This is a genomic window from Rhodococcus sp. USK10 (assembly GCF_019378875.1).
In the GTDB taxonomy this organism is placed as follows: Bacteria; Actinomycetota; Actinomycetes; order Mycobacteriales; family Mycobacteriaceae; genus Rhodococcus_F; species Rhodococcus_F pseudokoreensis.
The window spans coordinates 1244764-1259197 of the sequence record NZ_CP076048.1; the positions used below are offsets into that span (position 1 = coordinate 1244764).

General features: G+C 69.9%; 15 protein-coding genes. 5 read left to right on the forward strand and 10 right to left on the reverse strand.

What is annotated here, in order from left to right:
* Nucleotides 1-68 precede the first annotated feature (68 nt).
* Both I1A62_RS12690 and I1A62_RS12695 read right to left on the reverse strand, forming a co-directional pair.
* Entirely contained in the window at nucleotides 69-1367 is a 1299-nt protein-coding gene (locus tag I1A62_RS12690) for a deoxyguanosinetriphosphate triphosphohydrolase (RefSeq protein WP_124391285.1), read from the reverse strand.
* Nucleotides 1368-1375: 8 nt separating this feature from the next.
* Nucleotides 1376-2068, reverse strand: a complete 693-nt coding sequence (locus I1A62_RS12695) for a YdcF family protein (protein WP_124391284.1) — start codon at nucleotides 2066-2068, stop codon at nucleotides 1376-1378.
* Nucleotides 2069-2137: 69 nt separating this feature from the next.
* Here I1A62_RS12695 and I1A62_RS12700 point away from each other — a divergent pair, with 69 nt between their 5' ends.
* On the forward strand, nucleotides 2138-4204 hold the full coding sequence (locus tag I1A62_RS12700) for a YgcG family protein (RefSeq protein ID WP_219458823.1): 2067 nt from the start codon (nucleotides 2138-2140) through the stop codon (nucleotides 4202-4204).
* Here the strand turns inward: I1A62_RS12700 and I1A62_RS12705 are convergent.
* Nucleotides 4182-4403 carry a hypothetical protein gene (locus tag I1A62_RS12705; RefSeq protein WP_219461773.1) on the reverse strand — a complete coding sequence of 74 codons (222 nt, stop codon included), beginning with the start codon at nucleotides 4401-4403 and terminating at the stop codon, nucleotides 4182-4184. The genes I1A62_RS12700 and I1A62_RS12705 overlap by 23 nt on opposite strands.
* Nucleotides 4404-4413: 10 nt before the next feature.
* Here I1A62_RS12705 and I1A62_RS12710 point away from each other — a divergent pair, with 10 nt between their 5' ends.
* Entirely contained in the window at nucleotides 4414-5043 is a 630-nt protein-coding gene (locus I1A62_RS12710; protein ID WP_257890794.1) for a hypothetical protein, read from the forward strand.
* Nucleotides 5044-5050: 7 nt separating this feature from the next.
* Here the strand turns inward: I1A62_RS12710 and I1A62_RS12715 are convergent, their stop codons facing one another.
* Nucleotides 5051-6442, reverse strand: coding sequence for a glycine--tRNA ligase (locus I1A62_RS12715; RefSeq protein ID WP_124391281.1), 1392 nt, complete (start codon nucleotides 6440-6442; stop codon nucleotides 5051-5053).
* A 221-nt stretch (nucleotides 6443-6663) separates the two neighbouring features.
* On the opposite strand from I1A62_RS12715, the gene I1A62_RS12720 reads away from it, so the two are divergent.
* Nucleotides 6664-7008, forward strand: coding sequence for a helix-turn-helix transcriptional regulator (locus I1A62_RS12720; protein ID WP_087559582.1), 345 nt, complete (start codon nucleotides 6664-6666; stop codon nucleotides 7006-7008).
* 5 nt (nucleotides 7009-7013) lie between these two features.
* Nucleotides 7014-7439, forward strand: a complete 426-nt coding sequence (locus I1A62_RS12725; RefSeq protein WP_087559581.1) for a Fur family transcriptional regulator — start codon at nucleotides 7014-7016, stop codon at nucleotides 7437-7439.
* 3 nt (nucleotides 7440-7442) lie between these two features.
* On the opposite strand, the gene I1A62_RS12730 is transcribed toward I1A62_RS12725, so the two are convergent.
* Genes I1A62_RS12730 through recO form a run of 3 tightly spaced genes read right to left on the reverse strand, consistent with a single transcriptional unit; the run spans nucleotide 7443 to nucleotide 9431 of the window.
* On the reverse strand, nucleotides 7443-7844 hold the full coding sequence (locus tag I1A62_RS12730) for a hypothetical protein (protein WP_124391280.1): 402 nt from the start codon (nucleotides 7842-7844) through the stop codon (nucleotides 7443-7445).
* Nucleotides 7841-8650: an isoprenyl transferase gene (locus tag I1A62_RS12735; protein ID WP_061045323.1), complete on the reverse strand. Its 810-nt coding sequence runs from the start codon at nucleotides 8648-8650 to the stop codon at nucleotides 7841-7843. The genes I1A62_RS12730 and I1A62_RS12735 overlap by 4 nt, the downstream gene beginning before the upstream one ends.
* A complete protein-coding gene (gene recO / locus I1A62_RS12740) occupies nucleotides 8616-9431 on the reverse strand; it encodes a DNA repair protein RecO (RefSeq protein WP_087559578.1) in 816 nt (271 codons plus the stop codon). The genes I1A62_RS12735 and recO overlap by 35 nt, the downstream gene beginning before the upstream one ends.
* A gap of 123 nt (nucleotides 9432-9554) precedes the next feature.
* Here recO and I1A62_RS12745 point away from each other — a divergent pair, with 123 nt between their 5' ends.
* Nucleotides 9555-10187 carry a pyridoxamine 5'-phosphate oxidase family protein gene (locus I1A62_RS12745; RefSeq protein WP_219458825.1) on the forward strand — a complete coding sequence of 211 codons (633 nt, stop codon included), beginning with the start codon at nucleotides 9555-9557 and terminating at the stop codon, nucleotides 10185-10187.
* Between the two features lie 3 nt (nucleotides 10188-10190).
* On the opposite strand, the gene I1A62_RS12750 is transcribed toward I1A62_RS12745, so the two are convergent.
* The 3 genes from I1A62_RS12750 to I1A62_RS12760 form a co-directional block, all read right to left on the reverse strand.
* Nucleotides 10191-11168, reverse strand: coding sequence for an iron-siderophore ABC transporter substrate-binding protein (locus I1A62_RS12750; RefSeq protein WP_219458826.1), 978 nt, complete (start codon nucleotides 11166-11168; stop codon nucleotides 10191-10193).
* Between the two features lie 62 nt (nucleotides 11169-11230).
* A complete protein-coding gene (locus I1A62_RS12755; RefSeq protein ID WP_012688186.1) occupies nucleotides 11231-11911 on the reverse strand; it encodes a response regulator in 681 nt (226 codons plus the stop codon).
* On the reverse strand, nucleotides 11908-14430 hold the full coding sequence (locus I1A62_RS12760) for a sensor histidine kinase KdpD (protein WP_219458827.1): 2523 nt from the start codon (nucleotides 14428-14430) through the stop codon (nucleotides 11908-11910). Before I1A62_RS12760 ends, I1A62_RS12755 begins: the two co-directional genes overlap by 4 nt.
* Between the last annotated feature and the right edge of the window lie 4 nt (nucleotides 14431-14434).

Genomic DNA, 14434 nt, shown 5'->3' on the forward strand with positions numbered 1-14434 from the left:
GGGTGCGAGCTGTCTGTAGTCCTATTCGTAGCACCGCGGCGGGCGGATTGGTCCGACTTCGGCGTTCGTCAGCCCCAGCTCGCCTGGGCCCCGAGACTGGACTTGTCGACGCGTTCGAGCCTGCTCTCGGTGTAGGAGGCGATCTGGTCGACGACGACCCGGACCCGTGCGGGGTCGTCGGCCGCGGCGTTCCAGGCCGGAACCAGGATCGGGTCGAGACCGTCGGGTGCGATCGCGAGCAGCCATTCGGCGACGCGGTGCACGCGGTCACGCTGTCGTTCCTGCCGCGCCCGGTGGCCGGCATCGGACATCACGAAGTTCAGTGCGAACGTCTTGAGCAGCGCCACCTCCGAAGCGACCACCGGCGGGACCACCAGGTCGGCGTCGTACCGGGCGACCGGCTTGTCGCCGTGGACGTCGCGGGTCCCGATGATCGCGGCGGTCGCGAACCGGCCCACCAGTTCGCTGGTGAGGTTCTTCAGCGCGACCGAACTGGTGAGCGTGCCGTCGTAGCTGCCCACCGCGACGACGACCGGCAGCAGGCTGAGCCGCTTCGCGGCCTCGACGAGTTCCTCGACGTCGAGGCCCACGAACTCCGCGGCGCCGAACTCGGCGAGCGCCCGCTGGTCCACCGGATCGGCCAGCGCACGCAGGTCGATGCGCCCGTCGATCACCCCGTCCTCGACGTCGTGCACGGAGTAGGCGACGTCGTCGGCCCAATCCATGACCTGCGCCTCGAGACACTGGTGACCGTCCGGGGCGCCCTCGCGGATCCACGCAAGCACCTCGGCGTCGTCGTCGTAGGCGCCGAACTTCGCGCCCGGGCGCGGCCGGGTCCACGGGTATTTGATCGCCGCGTCCAGCGACGCCCGGGTCAGGTTGAGCCCTGCGCTGCGTCCGTCGGGGTAGAGCACCTTCGGTTCGAGGTTCGTCAGGATGCGCAGGTTCTGGGCGTTGCCCTCGAACCCGCCACAGCTTTCCGCGACCTCGTCCAGGGCCTTCTCGCCGTTGTGACCGTACGGCGGGTGACCGATGTCGTGTGCGAGGCCGGCGAGGTCGACCAGATCGGGATCGCAGCCGAGACCGTCGGCGATCCCGCGGCCGATCTGCGCCACCTCGATCGAGTGCGTCAACCGCGTCCGCGGGGTGTCCCCGTCCCGGGGGCCCACCACCTGGGTCTTGTCGGCGAGCCTGCGCAGCGCCGCCGAGTGCTGGACGCGCGCGCGGTCACGGGAGAAGACGGACCGGTGCTGGGCGGCCGCGATCTGGCTGCCCGGGATCCCCGCCCGTTTCGGTGCCTCGCGGACCCGCCGGGCGACGTCGTGCGCGGAGTACACCTCGCCGCGGGGTGTCGTGTGTGGTGTCATCGAAACGCCTACTGTCCTGCCGTGTAGGGGAAGTCGGCCGAGAAATGGGTGAGCTGATACCAGATCAACGCCCCTGTCTCCCGGGCGATTCCGTGCAACTGCGATTCCCGGGTGAACACGGCGGGTCCCTGCCGGGTGGGCGCCGTCCAGGCTTCGAGTCCGGCGTCGCGGGCCATCGTCCGGGTCCGCAGCGAATGCCACGGGTCGCTGACGAGGACGGCCGAATCGATGCCCTGCGCACCCATCGCCTCGCTCACCGCCTCGATGCTGAGCAGGGTGTCGGACCCCTCCTCGACGGCGGTGATGCTGTCGGCCGGGACACCGCGCGAGATCAGATAGTTCTTCCCGGACGCGGCCTCGGTGTACTCGTCGCCCTCCTGCTTGCCGCCGACCGTGATGACCTCCGGGGCCACCCCGCGCTCGTACAGCTTGTACGCCTGCTCGAGCCTGGCCTCGAACACCGACGACGGGGTTCCCGAGTACTGGGCGGCGCCGAGCACCACGATCGCGTCGGCCGTCGACGTGTCGTCGATCCGAGCGACCTGCCACACCCGGACCGCGGTTCCGAGCACCAGGGCCGCCGCGAGGAGAACGACGCCGGCGACGATCCGGCGGGTCCACCGGGCCAGCGTGCCTGCGAACCCCAGGCGCGCAGGACGGCGCGGGAGGTCGTGGCGTTCACGGCTCGGTGCAGAATTCACTCCCTGATTCTGCCAGCTGTCGCCGAACTGTCCCCATGACGACTCGCCACACCCGATAGATTTGCTGCCATGCCACTCGCACCGCGCCTCGAGCAGACGCCGTCGTCCCACCCCCGAATCCCCTTCCCCGGCGCCCGGCGGTTCGCCGCCCTCGGCGCCGTCTCCGCGCTCCTGACGCTCGTGGCGATCCTGTTCTCCCCCGCTCTCGCGTCGGCCGATGCACCGTTCCGTCTGCCCGGCCAGATCACGGACACCGTCGGGGTGCTGGACGCGGACCAGCAGAGCGACGTCCAGGCCGCGATCGATCAGCTCTACGACGAGCACAAGGTGCGGTTGTGGGTGGTCTACGTTGCCGACTTCAACGGTCTCGGCGCCGGCCCGTGGGCGGATCAGACGGCGCAGGCGTCCTCGCTCGGCGATCGCGACGCGCTGCTCGCGGTCGCGACGGTCGATCGTGAGTACGCCCTCATCGCACCGGACGGTCTGTCCGAGATCACCAGCGACGAAGCCGAGTCGATCCGGGTGGACGCGGTGGAACCCGCCCTGCGCGAGGAGGACTGGGCCGGCGGCGCGATCGCCGCGGCGGGTGGGCTCGGTGACGCGATGAGTCCGGGCGGAGGAATGTCGGTGCGCACGCTGCTGATCGGCGGCGGCGTGGTCGTCGTGGGCGCGGGCGGGATCGTCCTGTATTCGCGGAAGAGGAAGCACGATCGGTCCCGGGCGGGCGTCGAGGCGGCGCGCAGCATCAGCCCCGAGGACCCGGCCGCGCTGACGGCGCTGCCGCTGGACACCCTCGACGAGCGCGCCAAGGAGGTGTTGGTCGAGACGGACGACGCGCTGCGCACGAGCCAGGAGGAACTCGAACTGGCCCGCGGCGAATTCGGCGAGCAGGCCACCGCCGCGTTCACGGCGGCGTTCGACACGGCGCAGTCCACCCTCGCGGCGGCGTTCACCGTGCGGCAGCGACTCGACGACGCGATCCCCGAGACCCCGCAGCAGAGGCGGGAGATGCTCATCGACATCATCACCTCGTGCGGGCGCGCCGACCGCGAACTCAACGAGAAGGTCCAGGAGTTCGACGGTTTGCGGGACCTGCTGATCAACGCCCCCGACCGGCTCGACGCACTCACCCGCGACATGGTGGCGCTGACCGTGCGCATCCCCGAATCCACCCAGACCCTCGCGACCCTGCAGACCGAATTCCCGGCCGCCGCACTCGCTTCCGTCGCCCACAACGTGACGATGGCCGAGGAACGGCTCGCGTACGCCGAGAAGACCGTGGCCGAGGGCCGGGACGCCGTCGCCCTGCCACCCGGGAAGCAGGGACCGGCGGTGCCGGCCATCCGCAGCGCCGAGGGGGCCCTCGAACAGGCCCGGATCCTGCTCGACGCCGTCGATCACGCCGCGGAGGACATCCGGCACGCCATCGCCACGCTGCCTGCCGCGATCACCGACGTGGAGGCGGGAATCGCGGCCGCGGCCCAGTTCACCGAGCAGGGTGGCGACCGGCTCGCGGCGGCGCGCACTGCAGCCGAGGCCGCGCTGGCTTCGGCCCGGACGGCCGCGGACACCGACCCGCTCGGCAGCTTCACCCAGATCGTGAAGGCCGACGCGGAACTCGACGCCGTGCTCGCCGAGGCGCAGGAGTCGCGGCAGCAGGCCGAGCGTGCGCAGCAGCGTCTCGAGCAGGACCTCGTGGCGGCGCAGTCGCAGGTCACGGCGGCGTCGGACTTCATCGGCACCCGCCGCGGCGCGGTGGGAGCGGAGGCACGGACCCGGCTGACGGAGGCGCAGCGGCACCTGGCGGGGGCGCAGCAGTTGCGCACCACCGACGCCTCTCGCGCGCTTCAGCACGCCCAGGCCGCCGCGGGCCTGGCCGCCGACGCGCTGCGCCTGGCGCAGAACGACGTGAGCCGCTGGGAGTCCCGCCAGCGGCCCGGACCCGGTGGTGGCGGCGGGAATGCCACCGGCGCCATCCTCGGCGGCATCCTGATCGACAGCATCCTGCGCGGCGGATTCAGCGGCGGCGGCAACTGGGGTAGCCGCGGCTCCGGCGGCGGCCGCGGCAGCAGCGGTCCCCGTTCGTTCGGCGGGCCCAGCAGTTCGGGCCGGATCAGCGGGGGCGGCCGATTCTGACGTCCTCCCGAGCGTTCGTCGCACTCGCCTGCGTCGCGGCCACCTGCTGCGGCGTCCTGTCGGGCTGTGCGGGCGGGCCGGAACCCGAGGACGAGCCCGCGATCCCGCTGTCGGCGGAGGCGTACCGCAGCCGGGAGGACGACGCGGCGGGCGGCCGGATCCACGTGCGGATCGCGAATACCGGTGACGCGCCCGTCACCGTGACGTCCGTGGCGCTGGACAGCCCGGGCTTCGCGGCGGCGCCCGAGACCGGGCGGGTCGTCGAACTCGGCCCCGGCAATCGGATCGACGTCGAGGCCGAGTACGGTGCCGTCCGCTGCGACACCCGGCCGGAACCGGCGTACGCCGTGATCGGGGTGGCCGATCAGGGCGCGTCGCCCGTGCGGGTGCCGCTCGCCACCCCGTACGACGTCCTCGGCCGCATCCACGACGGAGACTGCGCCGCAGAGGAACTGGCGCGGGCGGTCCCGGTGACACTGCTCCCGGCGGCGACGCCGCCGGAGCCGGCCGCTCCCCTCCCCGCTCGGCTCGTGGTGAGCCGGGGAACGGCGTCGGGTGACGTCCGGGTCGACGAGATCGGCGGCAGCGTCCTGTACGCCCTTCGTGGGGCGCTGCCCGCCACCATGCGGGCGGACGAGGACCGGCTGAGCATCGACGTCACGATCGACGCGGCACGCTGCGACCCGCACGCACTCGCGGAAGCGAAGAAGCCCTTCGTCTTTCCGCTGTGGATCGCGGTCGGCTCCTCGGCACCGGAATACTCGCGCATCCCGGTGTCCGAGGAGAACCGGCGAATCCTGACGAACTATCTGACCACCACCTGCGACGCGCGCAGGTGACCGCGGATCAGGAACCGATGAGGCGCTGCGCCAGGTAACCCTCGACCTGGTCGAGCGCGACCCGCTCCTGGGCCATGGAGTCGCGTTCACGCACGGTCACGGCGTGATCCTCGAGGGTGTCGAAGTCCACGGTGATGCAGAACGGCGTGCCGATCTCGTCCTGACGACGGTAGCGGCGGCCGATCGCGCCGGCGTCGTCGAACTCGACGTTCCAGTGCTGGCGGAGCGTCGCGGCGAGATCCTTGGCCTTCGGCGTCAGATCCGCGTTACGCGACAGCGGCAGCACCGCGGCCTTCACCGGGGCGAGACGACGGTCCAGACGCAGCACGGTCCGCTTGTCGACGCCGCCCTTCGCGTTCGGCGCCTCGTCCTCGGTGTACGCGTCGACGAGGAACGCCATCAGCGAACGCGTGAGACCGGCTGCCGGTTCGATGACATACGGCGTGTACCGCTCACCGGAGGCCTGGTCGTAGTAGTTGAGGTCGGTGCCCGAGTGCGTCGAGTGCGTCGACAGGTCGAAGTCGGTGCGGTTGGCCACACCCTCGAGCTCGCCCCATTCGCTGCCCTGGAAGTGGAAGCGGTACTCGATGTCGACGGTGCGCTTGGAGTAGTGCGACAGCTTGTCCTGCGCGTGCTCGTACAGCCGCAGGTTGTCCTTGTTGATGCCCAGGCCGGTGTACCAGTCCATGCGGTAGTCGATCCAGTACTGGTGCCACTCTTCGTCCTCGCCGGGCTTGACGAAGAATTCCATCTCCATCTGCTCGAACTCGCGGGTGCGGAAGATGAAGTTGCCGGGGGTGATCTCGTTGCGGAAGCTCTTGCCGATCTGGCCGATTCCGAACGGCGGCTTCTTGCGCGACGTGGTGAGCACGTTCGCGAAGTTCACGAAGATGCCCTGCGCCGTCTCCGGGCGGAGGTAGTGCATGCCCTCTTCGCTCTCGACCGGGCCGAGGTACGTCTTGAGCATCATGTTGAAGTCGCGGGGCTCGGTCCACTGACCGACGGTGCCGCAGTCGGGGCAGCCCACGACGTCCATGGGGACGTCGTCCGGGTTGTCGAGGCCCTTCTTCTCCGCGTACGCCTCCTGCAGGTGGTCCTGACGGTGACGCTTGTGACAGTTCAGGCACTCGACCAGCGGGTCGTTGAACACGCCGACGTGACCCGACGCCACCCACACCTCGCGCGGCAGGATCACCGAGGAGTCGAGGCCGACGACGTCCTCGCGGCTGGTGACCATGTTGCGCCACCACTGCTTCTTGATGTTTTCCTTGAGCTCGACGCCCAAGGGGCCGTAGTCCCAGGCCGACTTCGTGCCTCCGTAGATCTCACCGCACGGGTAGACCAGGCCACGACGCTTGGCGAGATTGACGACGGTTTCGACTTTGGACTTCGGTGCCACTCGGGTGCTCTCCATCTGGGTAATAGATGCATGGTTCACGTGCGCTTTTCGGATCCCAGCCTATCTGCCCGATCACGGTCGGTTCACCCCGCCGGTTGACATGCGTATTCGTGCATATCAAAATGGAATCGATTTGCAATAAGATGGGGTGTTCCTCCCGGGGCCGACGGCCACGCGGCCACGGTCCCGTCCATTGTCCGGCACACCGAAGGAGATCACTGGTGAGCGTCGTCGATCCCGGGGATCTGCATCCGTTCGAGGCGGCGCCGCCCGCCCCCGTGCCGTCGAAGGAGACGCTGACGGCGGCAGGCGACATCCTGCGCGCCCTCGCGGCCCCCGTCCGCATCGCGATCGTCCTCCAACTCCGCGAATCCGAGCGGTGCGTGCACGAACTCGTCGGGGCACTCGGCGTCACACAACCATTGATCAGCCAGCATCTTCGCGTGCTCAAGGCCGCGGGCGTCGTGCGCGGCGAACGCACCGGACGTGAGGTCCTCTACCGCCTGGTGGACGACCACCTCGCCCACATCGTCGTGGACGCCGTCGCGCACGCCGAGGAAGGATAGAAGCCTTGACCCAGAACACCGGCCAGCGCAAGCCCGTCGTCGTGGGAGTCCGCGCCACCAAGCAGCGCAGCGCCATCTCCGCACTCCTCGACGACATCGAGGAGTTCCGGTCGGCGCAGGAACTGCACGACGAACTCCGCAAGCGCGGCGAGGGCATCGGGCTCACCACCGTCTACCGCACCCTGCAGACCCTCGCCGACGCAGGCACCGTCGACGTCCTGCGCACCGACACCGGCGAATCCGTGTACCGGCGCTGCTCGTCCGGACACCACCATCACCTGGTCTGCCGCGCGTGCGGCTACACCGTCGAGGTCGAGGGGCCGACCGTCGAGCAGTGGTCGCAGTCGATCGCCGACGCGCACGGTTTCTCGGACGTCAGCCACACCATCGAGATCTTCGGCGTGTGCAAGGACTGCAGCGCGCCGCGGTAGGCGTCAGGGGATCAGGCCCTGCCGGGCGGTGTCCGCGCCGCTCAGCACGAGGAGCAGCATCGTGGTCAGCGCCTCGTCCCCCAGCCCGGCGGCGGGGAACGTGTAGCGCAGGATGACGTCCGCGAGCCGGCCGTGACCGAACACGGCGATCGAACCGAACTGCAACGCGCCGTTGCGCTCCGCGACCTTCTTGTGCAGCGACGCGCTGACCGGACGATCCCAGGCCAGCACGCACGTCATCGACAGCACGTCGAGGCCGTCGGTGAGGGTCATCGCGCTGATCGAGCACAGCGCCCCGGCGTATTCGAAGCTCAGCGAGCCGTCGTCCGCCCGGGCGACGGTGGCGAAGTGCTCCAGTGCGTCCGCTGCCCGCCCGAGCAGTGCGGGTGCTCCGTCGACGGTCATTTCACGCCACCGAACCGGCGGTCACGCGACGCGTATTCGACGCACGCCGCCCACAGGTCGCGACGGTCGAAATCGGGAAACAGCTTCTCCTGGTAGACCATCTCGGCATAGGCCGACTGCCAGATCAGGAAATTGGACGTGCGCTGCTCGCCGGACGGCCGGAGGAACAGGTCGACGTCCGGCATGTCCGGCTCGTCGAGATAGCGGGCGACGGTCGCCTCGGTGATCTTCTCCGGGTCGAGCTGACCCGCCGCGACCCGCCTGCCGATCTCCTTCGCCGCGTCGGCGATCTCCGCGCGACCGCCGTAGTTGACGCACATGGTCAGGTTCATGACCGTGTTGTGCTTCGTCAGTTCCTCGGCGATCTCGAGTTCCTTGATAACGCTGCGCCACAGCTTGGGCCTGCGACCGGCCCACCGCACCCGCACCCCCATCTCGTGCATCTCGTCACGGCGGCGGCGGATCACGTCACGGTTGAAGCCCATCAGGAAGCGCACCTCCTCGGGACTGCGCTTCCAGTTCTCGGTGGAGAACGCGTACGCCGACAACCACTCGACGCCCATCTCGATGCACCCGCAGACGGCGTCCATCAACACGGCCTCGCCGCGTTCGTGGCCTGCGGTCCTGGGCAGTCCCCGCTCCTGCGCCCAGCGGCCGTTGCCGTCCATCACCAGCGCAATGTGCCGGGGCACGAGTTCGGGTTGCAGGCCCGGCGGGCGGGCGCCCGAGGGGTGCGGGTCCGGCGGCCGGATCTGGCGCTCGGCCCCGGAATTATGCGGAGCTCGGGGTTCGCGTCGTCGAATCACGGTCCCCATCCTGCCTGACCGAATCCTCCGCCCCTACCGCCGCATGCGGTCGTGCGCGTTCGATCAGCGGGAGCGTGCGGAGTTGCCGTTCGAGGTGCCACTGCAGATGCGCCGCGACCAGACCGCTGGCCTGACCCCGCAACGACTCGGGCACCTGCTCGGTGCTCGCCCAGTCGCCGCGGAACAGCGCGTCCATCAGGTCGAGGACGCCCGGTGACGGGGTGGCGGCGCCCGGCGGCCGGCACTGGACGCACACCGCTCCGCCGGCGGCCACGTGGAATGCCCGGTGCGGGCCGGGTGCGCTGCAGCGCGCGCAGTCGTCGAGGGCAGGCGCCCAACCCGCAAAACCCATGGCCCGCAACAGGAAGGCGTCGAGGATCAGCTCGCAAGGCCGGTGGTGTTCCGCGACGGCCCGCAGCGCCCCGACCGTCAGGCGGTGCAGTTGCAGCGCCGGGGCCCGTTCCTCGCCTGCGAGCCGCTCGGCGGTCTCGAGGATCGCGCACGCCGTGGTGTACCGGGAGTAGTCGTCGACGATGTCGGTCGCGAACGCGTCGACCGTCTGGACCTGGGTGACGATGTCGAGGTTGCGGCCCGGGTAGAGCTGCACGTCGATGTGCGCGAACGGCTCGAGCCGGGCGCCGAACTTGGATTTCGTGCGGCGCACGCCCTTGGCCACCGCGCGCACCAGACCGTGCTGCCGGGTGAGGAGCGTGACGATACGGTCGGCCTCGCCCAGCTTGTGCTGGCGCAGGACCACCGCATTGTCTCGATACAACCTCACCGGTCCAGTCTCCCACGCCCGGGCGGTGACGGTCCGCAGGCCGAGCCGCGGGCCTGCAGGACCCACCCGGGCCGCCGAAGGTTACCCTAACTTTCGACCGCCCTCGACGAACGGAGCACCTCAGTGGCAGCGCACGCCCCCTCGCCGGAGCACACGATCACCTCTCGCGAGGAACTCGAGCAGGTACTGGGCGTTCCCCACCCCTCGATCGCCACCAAGCACACCGATCACACGATGCCCTTGATCCGCCGCTTCATCTCCGAGGCACGGTTCTTCGTCCTCGCCACCGCCGACGCGAACGGCCACTGCGACTGCTCGCCGCGTGGAGACCTCGCGCCGAAGACGCTGTTCCTCGACGACCGGACCCTGGTGATCCCGGACCGCCCCGGCAATCGGCGCGCCGATTCGTACCGCAACATCCTCGAAAACCCGCACGTGGGCGTCCTGTTCGTGATGCCCGGGATCGACGAGGTGGTGCGCGTCAACGGCACCGCCACATTGACCGTGGATCCCGAACTGCTGCAGTCGATGTCGATCAACGGCAAACCGGCCAACCTCGGTGTCGTGGTCCGGATCGACGAGGTCTACACGCACTGCGCCCGGGCGATCCTGCGGTCACGAATGTGGGACCCGGAATCGTGGCCCGACCCCGACGAGATCCCGTCGCTGCGGGAAATGCACTCCGAGCAGCACGAATTGGAACACGATCCGGCTACGCCCCGCAGGCAGGAGTACTACCGGACCTTGCTCTACTGAGCATCACCGCAGCCGCTCGGACACCAGCGGCACGACGGTGTCGAGTGCGTACTGCAGCGACAGCACCGAGTTCGTGGAGTACGCCTTGGAGACGGCCTGATCGTCGAACACGAGGTACCGCCCGTCGCGCACAGCGGGGATCGCCTGGAACAGCGGCCGGTTCGCGACGTCGGCGGCGGGCCTGCCGATCGGGAAGATGACCACCATGTCCGCGTCCATCACACCGAGATTCTCCTCCGACACCGGGACCGAGAACTTCACCGCCGGCTGCGCGTCCACCGCCGGGTTGCTGACGAATCCGAGCTTCTTCATGAACTGGAGCCGCTCGGTGTCGGCGGTGTAGGCGCCCCATCCCGTGCCCGAGTAGGCACCGACAGTGATCGTCTTCCCCGCGAATTCGGGGTGGGCCGCGGCGGCGTCCGCGAACCGCCGGTCGATGTCGGCGAGCAGCGCTTCACCCTGCTCCGGCACCCCGAGCGCGGTCGCGACCATCGACACCTGGCTCTCGATCGGCGTCTTGTAGTTGTCGGCGCCTTCCGGCAGCGCGATCGTCGGGGCGATCTGCGACAGGTGGCCGTAGCGTTCCTCGTCGCCGGCGCTCTTGGTGTCGAGGATGACGTCCGGTTCGAGCGCCGCGATCTGCTCGTACGACGGTTCGAGGGTTCCGATGATCGCCGGCACGGTGGTGTACTTCCCCTCCGCCCACGGTCCGACGCCGTCGCCGCCGAACGCGACCCAGTCGCTGGCCCCGACGGGTTCGACACCGAGCGCAAGCGCGGTTTCGGCGTCACCCCAGCCGATTGCGAGCACCCGCTCGGGTTTCGACTCGACCGTGACGTCGCCGAATTTCGTGGCGACCACGGCCGGGAAGGCGGCGTCGCCTGCGCCCGCCGTCGGTTCGGGTTCGCCCTCGCCGCCACTCCCGCATCCGGCCAGCGCCAGGACCAGCAGGGGCACCGACACGAGACTTCTCATCCTCATAAGGCAAGGCTAACCAATGCAACGCGCGAGGCCGCTTCCGGCCCCTCCCGCCGTACGGGGCCTCACACCTGGAACCGGTACCCCATCCCTGCCTCGGTGATGAGGTGACGCGGGTGCGACGGGTCGTCCTCGAGTTTGCGCCGCAACTGCGCCAGATACACCCGCAGGTAATGGGTCTCGGTGGCGTACGCCGGGCCCCACACCTCCCGCAGCAGTTCCTTCTGCCCCACCAGCTTGCCCTTGTTTCGCACGAGCATCTCGAGCATTCCCCACTCGGTCGGCGTCAGGTGCACCTCGGCCCCCGCCCGCCGCACCGTCTTCGCAGCCAGGTCGACCGTGAACGAATCCGTCTCCACCACAGGCTCGCTCGTGTCGACGGCCGTCGTCGCGCGGCGGGCCGCGGCCCGCACCCGGGCCAGGAACTCGTCCATCCCGAACGGCTTGGTGACGTAGTCGTCGGCACCCGCGTCGAGGGCGTCCACCTTGTCCGCGGAATCGGTGCGCGCCGACAGCACGATCACCGGCGCCGGGCACCACCCGCGCAGGCCGGCGAGCACCTCGGTGCCGTCCATGTCGGGCAAGCCGAGGTCGAGCACGATCACGTCCGGCGGTCGCTCGGCCGCAGCGCGCAGTGCGGCGGCCCCGGACGCGGCCGTCACCACGTCGTATCCGCGGACACTGAGGTTGATCCGCAGGGCGCGGAGAATCTGCGGTTCGTCGTCGACGACGAGGATTCTCGTCATGGGTGCTCCCCTCCCGCCCCGGCCAGTTCCACCACCATCGTCAGACCACCACCGGGGGTGTCGGTGGCGCTGATCGTGCCGCCCATCGCGTCGACGAATCCGCGGACGACGGAGAGCCCGAGCCCGACTCCCGTGGTGGTGTCGCGGTCCCCCAGCCGCTGGAACGGGGCGAACATCTCCTCCGCCCGCCCCCGCGGAATTCCCGGGCCCGTGTCGGCGACGGTGACGACGGCGCGGTTTCCCACCGCCGCGGCACCGACCCGGATCACGGAGTCCTCACCGTAGCGGAGTGCGTTGTCGATCAGATTCGCCAGCACCCGCTCGAGCAGGCCCGAATCCGCCATCGCCGCGACCGTCCCGACGTCGACCTCGACCCGTTCGCGAGCCCTCGTCCCGGTCCGGCCGCCGATTCCCAGCCCCACCAGCGCCCGGTGCACCACCTCGTCGAGGTAAACGGGCCGTAGCGTCGGGGTCACCACTCCTGCCGCGAGCCGCGACGAGTCGAGCAGGTTGCCGACGAGGGAGGTCAGGACGTCGGCCGATTCCTCGATGGTCGCGAGCAGTTCGGCGGTGTCCTCCGGGGAGAAGTCGACGTCGTCGCTGCGCAGGCTGGACGCGGCGGCCTTGACCGCGGCCAGCGGGGTCCGGAGGTCGTGGCTGACGGCGGACAGCAGCGACCGCCGCAGTCGGTCCGCCTCGGCGAGCGCCTGCGCCTGCCCCGCCTCCTGCGCGAGTTCCGTCTGCCGGATCATCCCCACGGCCTGGTTCGCGACGGCGAGCAGCACGCGGCGGTCCCGGGCGCGCAGTTCGCTGCCGTGGAGGGCGAGCGCGTACTCCCCGTCCCCCACCTCGCAGACCGTGTCGGCGGCGTCGACGCTCGCCGGCGGATTCGGACCGACGGACCCCACGAGACCGCGGTCCCGGTGCAGAACGCTCACCGACTCCTGACCGTACGTCTCGCGCACCTTCTCGAGCAGCGTGCCGAGATCGGCCCCCCGCAGCACCGATCCGGCGAACAGTGCCAGCAACTCGGCCTCCTGCGACGCCCGCCGGGCCTCCCGCGAACGCTTGGCGGCCGCGTCGACCAGGACCGCGACGGCGACGGCGACCACGAGCAGCACGACGGTGGTGATGAAGTTGTCCGGCTCCGCGATGGTGAAGCTGTGCACCGGCGGCGTGAAGAAGTAGTTGAGGAACAGACCCGAGATCAGCGCGGAGAAGGCCGCAGGTGCGACACCGCCGAGCAGGGACACGAGCAGCACCACGATGAAGAACAGTGCGCCCTCACCGCTCAATCCGAGCCAGCGGTCGACGGCGCTCATCACCAGGGTGGCGACGGACGGTACGAGGACCGCGGCGATCCAGGCGATCGCCGTGCGGGACCGCGATCCCACCGGCGACAACCGTCTCGGCCGGTGGGATTCACCGTGCGTGACCATGTGCACGTCGATCGACCCGGACTGTTGCACCACGCTCGCGCCGATGCCCTCGTCGATGATGCGGGCCCATCTCGAGCGTCTCGACGTCCCGAGCACCAACTGGGTGGCGTTCGCGGTCCGGGCGAAGTCCAGAAGTGTCGTCGGGACGTCGTCGCCGACTACGCTGTGCAGGCTCGCCCCGATGCTCGCGGCAATCGTCCGCACCTTGCCCATCTCGGGGGCCGAGACGCCGGCGAGGCCGTCGCCGCGCACGACGTGCACGACGATCAGTTCGGCGCTGGACCTCGACGCGATCCGGCCTGCGCGCCGGACGAGTGTCTCCGACTCCGGTCCGCCCGTCACCGCGACCACCACCCGTTCCCGGGCCTCCCACGTGTCGGTGATCTTGTTCTCCGCACGATATTTCACGAGTGCGGCGTCTACCTGGTCGGCGACCCACAGCAACGCCAGTTCGCGCAGCGCGGTGAGGTTCCCTGTCCGGAAGTAGTTGCTCAGCGCGGCGTCGACCTTCTCCGCGGCGTAGATGTTGCCGTGGGACAGCCTGCGGCGCAGCGCCTCCGGGGTGATGTCGACCAGCTCCACCTGGGTGGCGCCGCGCACGACCTCGTCGGGGACCGTTTCCTGCTGCACCACCCCGGTGATCCGCTGGACCACGTCGCCCAGGCTTTCGAGGTGCTGGACGTTCAGCGTCGAGAGGACGTCGATGCCGGCGCCGAGGAGGATCTCCACGTCCTGCCAGCGTTTCTCGTGGACACTGCCCGGCGTGTTCGTGTGCGCGAGTTCGTCCACGAGCACCAGCGCCGGCCTGCGGGCCAGCACCGCCTCGACGTCCAGTTCGTGGCCGAGCGTGCCGCGGTAGGCGATGACCTTCGGCGGAATCAGTTCGAGGTCACCGAGTTGCGCCGCCGTGCGGTCGCGGCCGTGGGTTTCCACCACGGCCGCGACGACGTCGCACCCCCGCTCGCGGCGGCGGTGCGCCTCGCCGAGCATCGCGAACGTCTTCCCGACACCCGGTGCGGCACCGAGATAGATGCGCAGTTCGCCGCGCCGGCGTTCGCCTTCGGGTCCGGTACCACTCACCTCG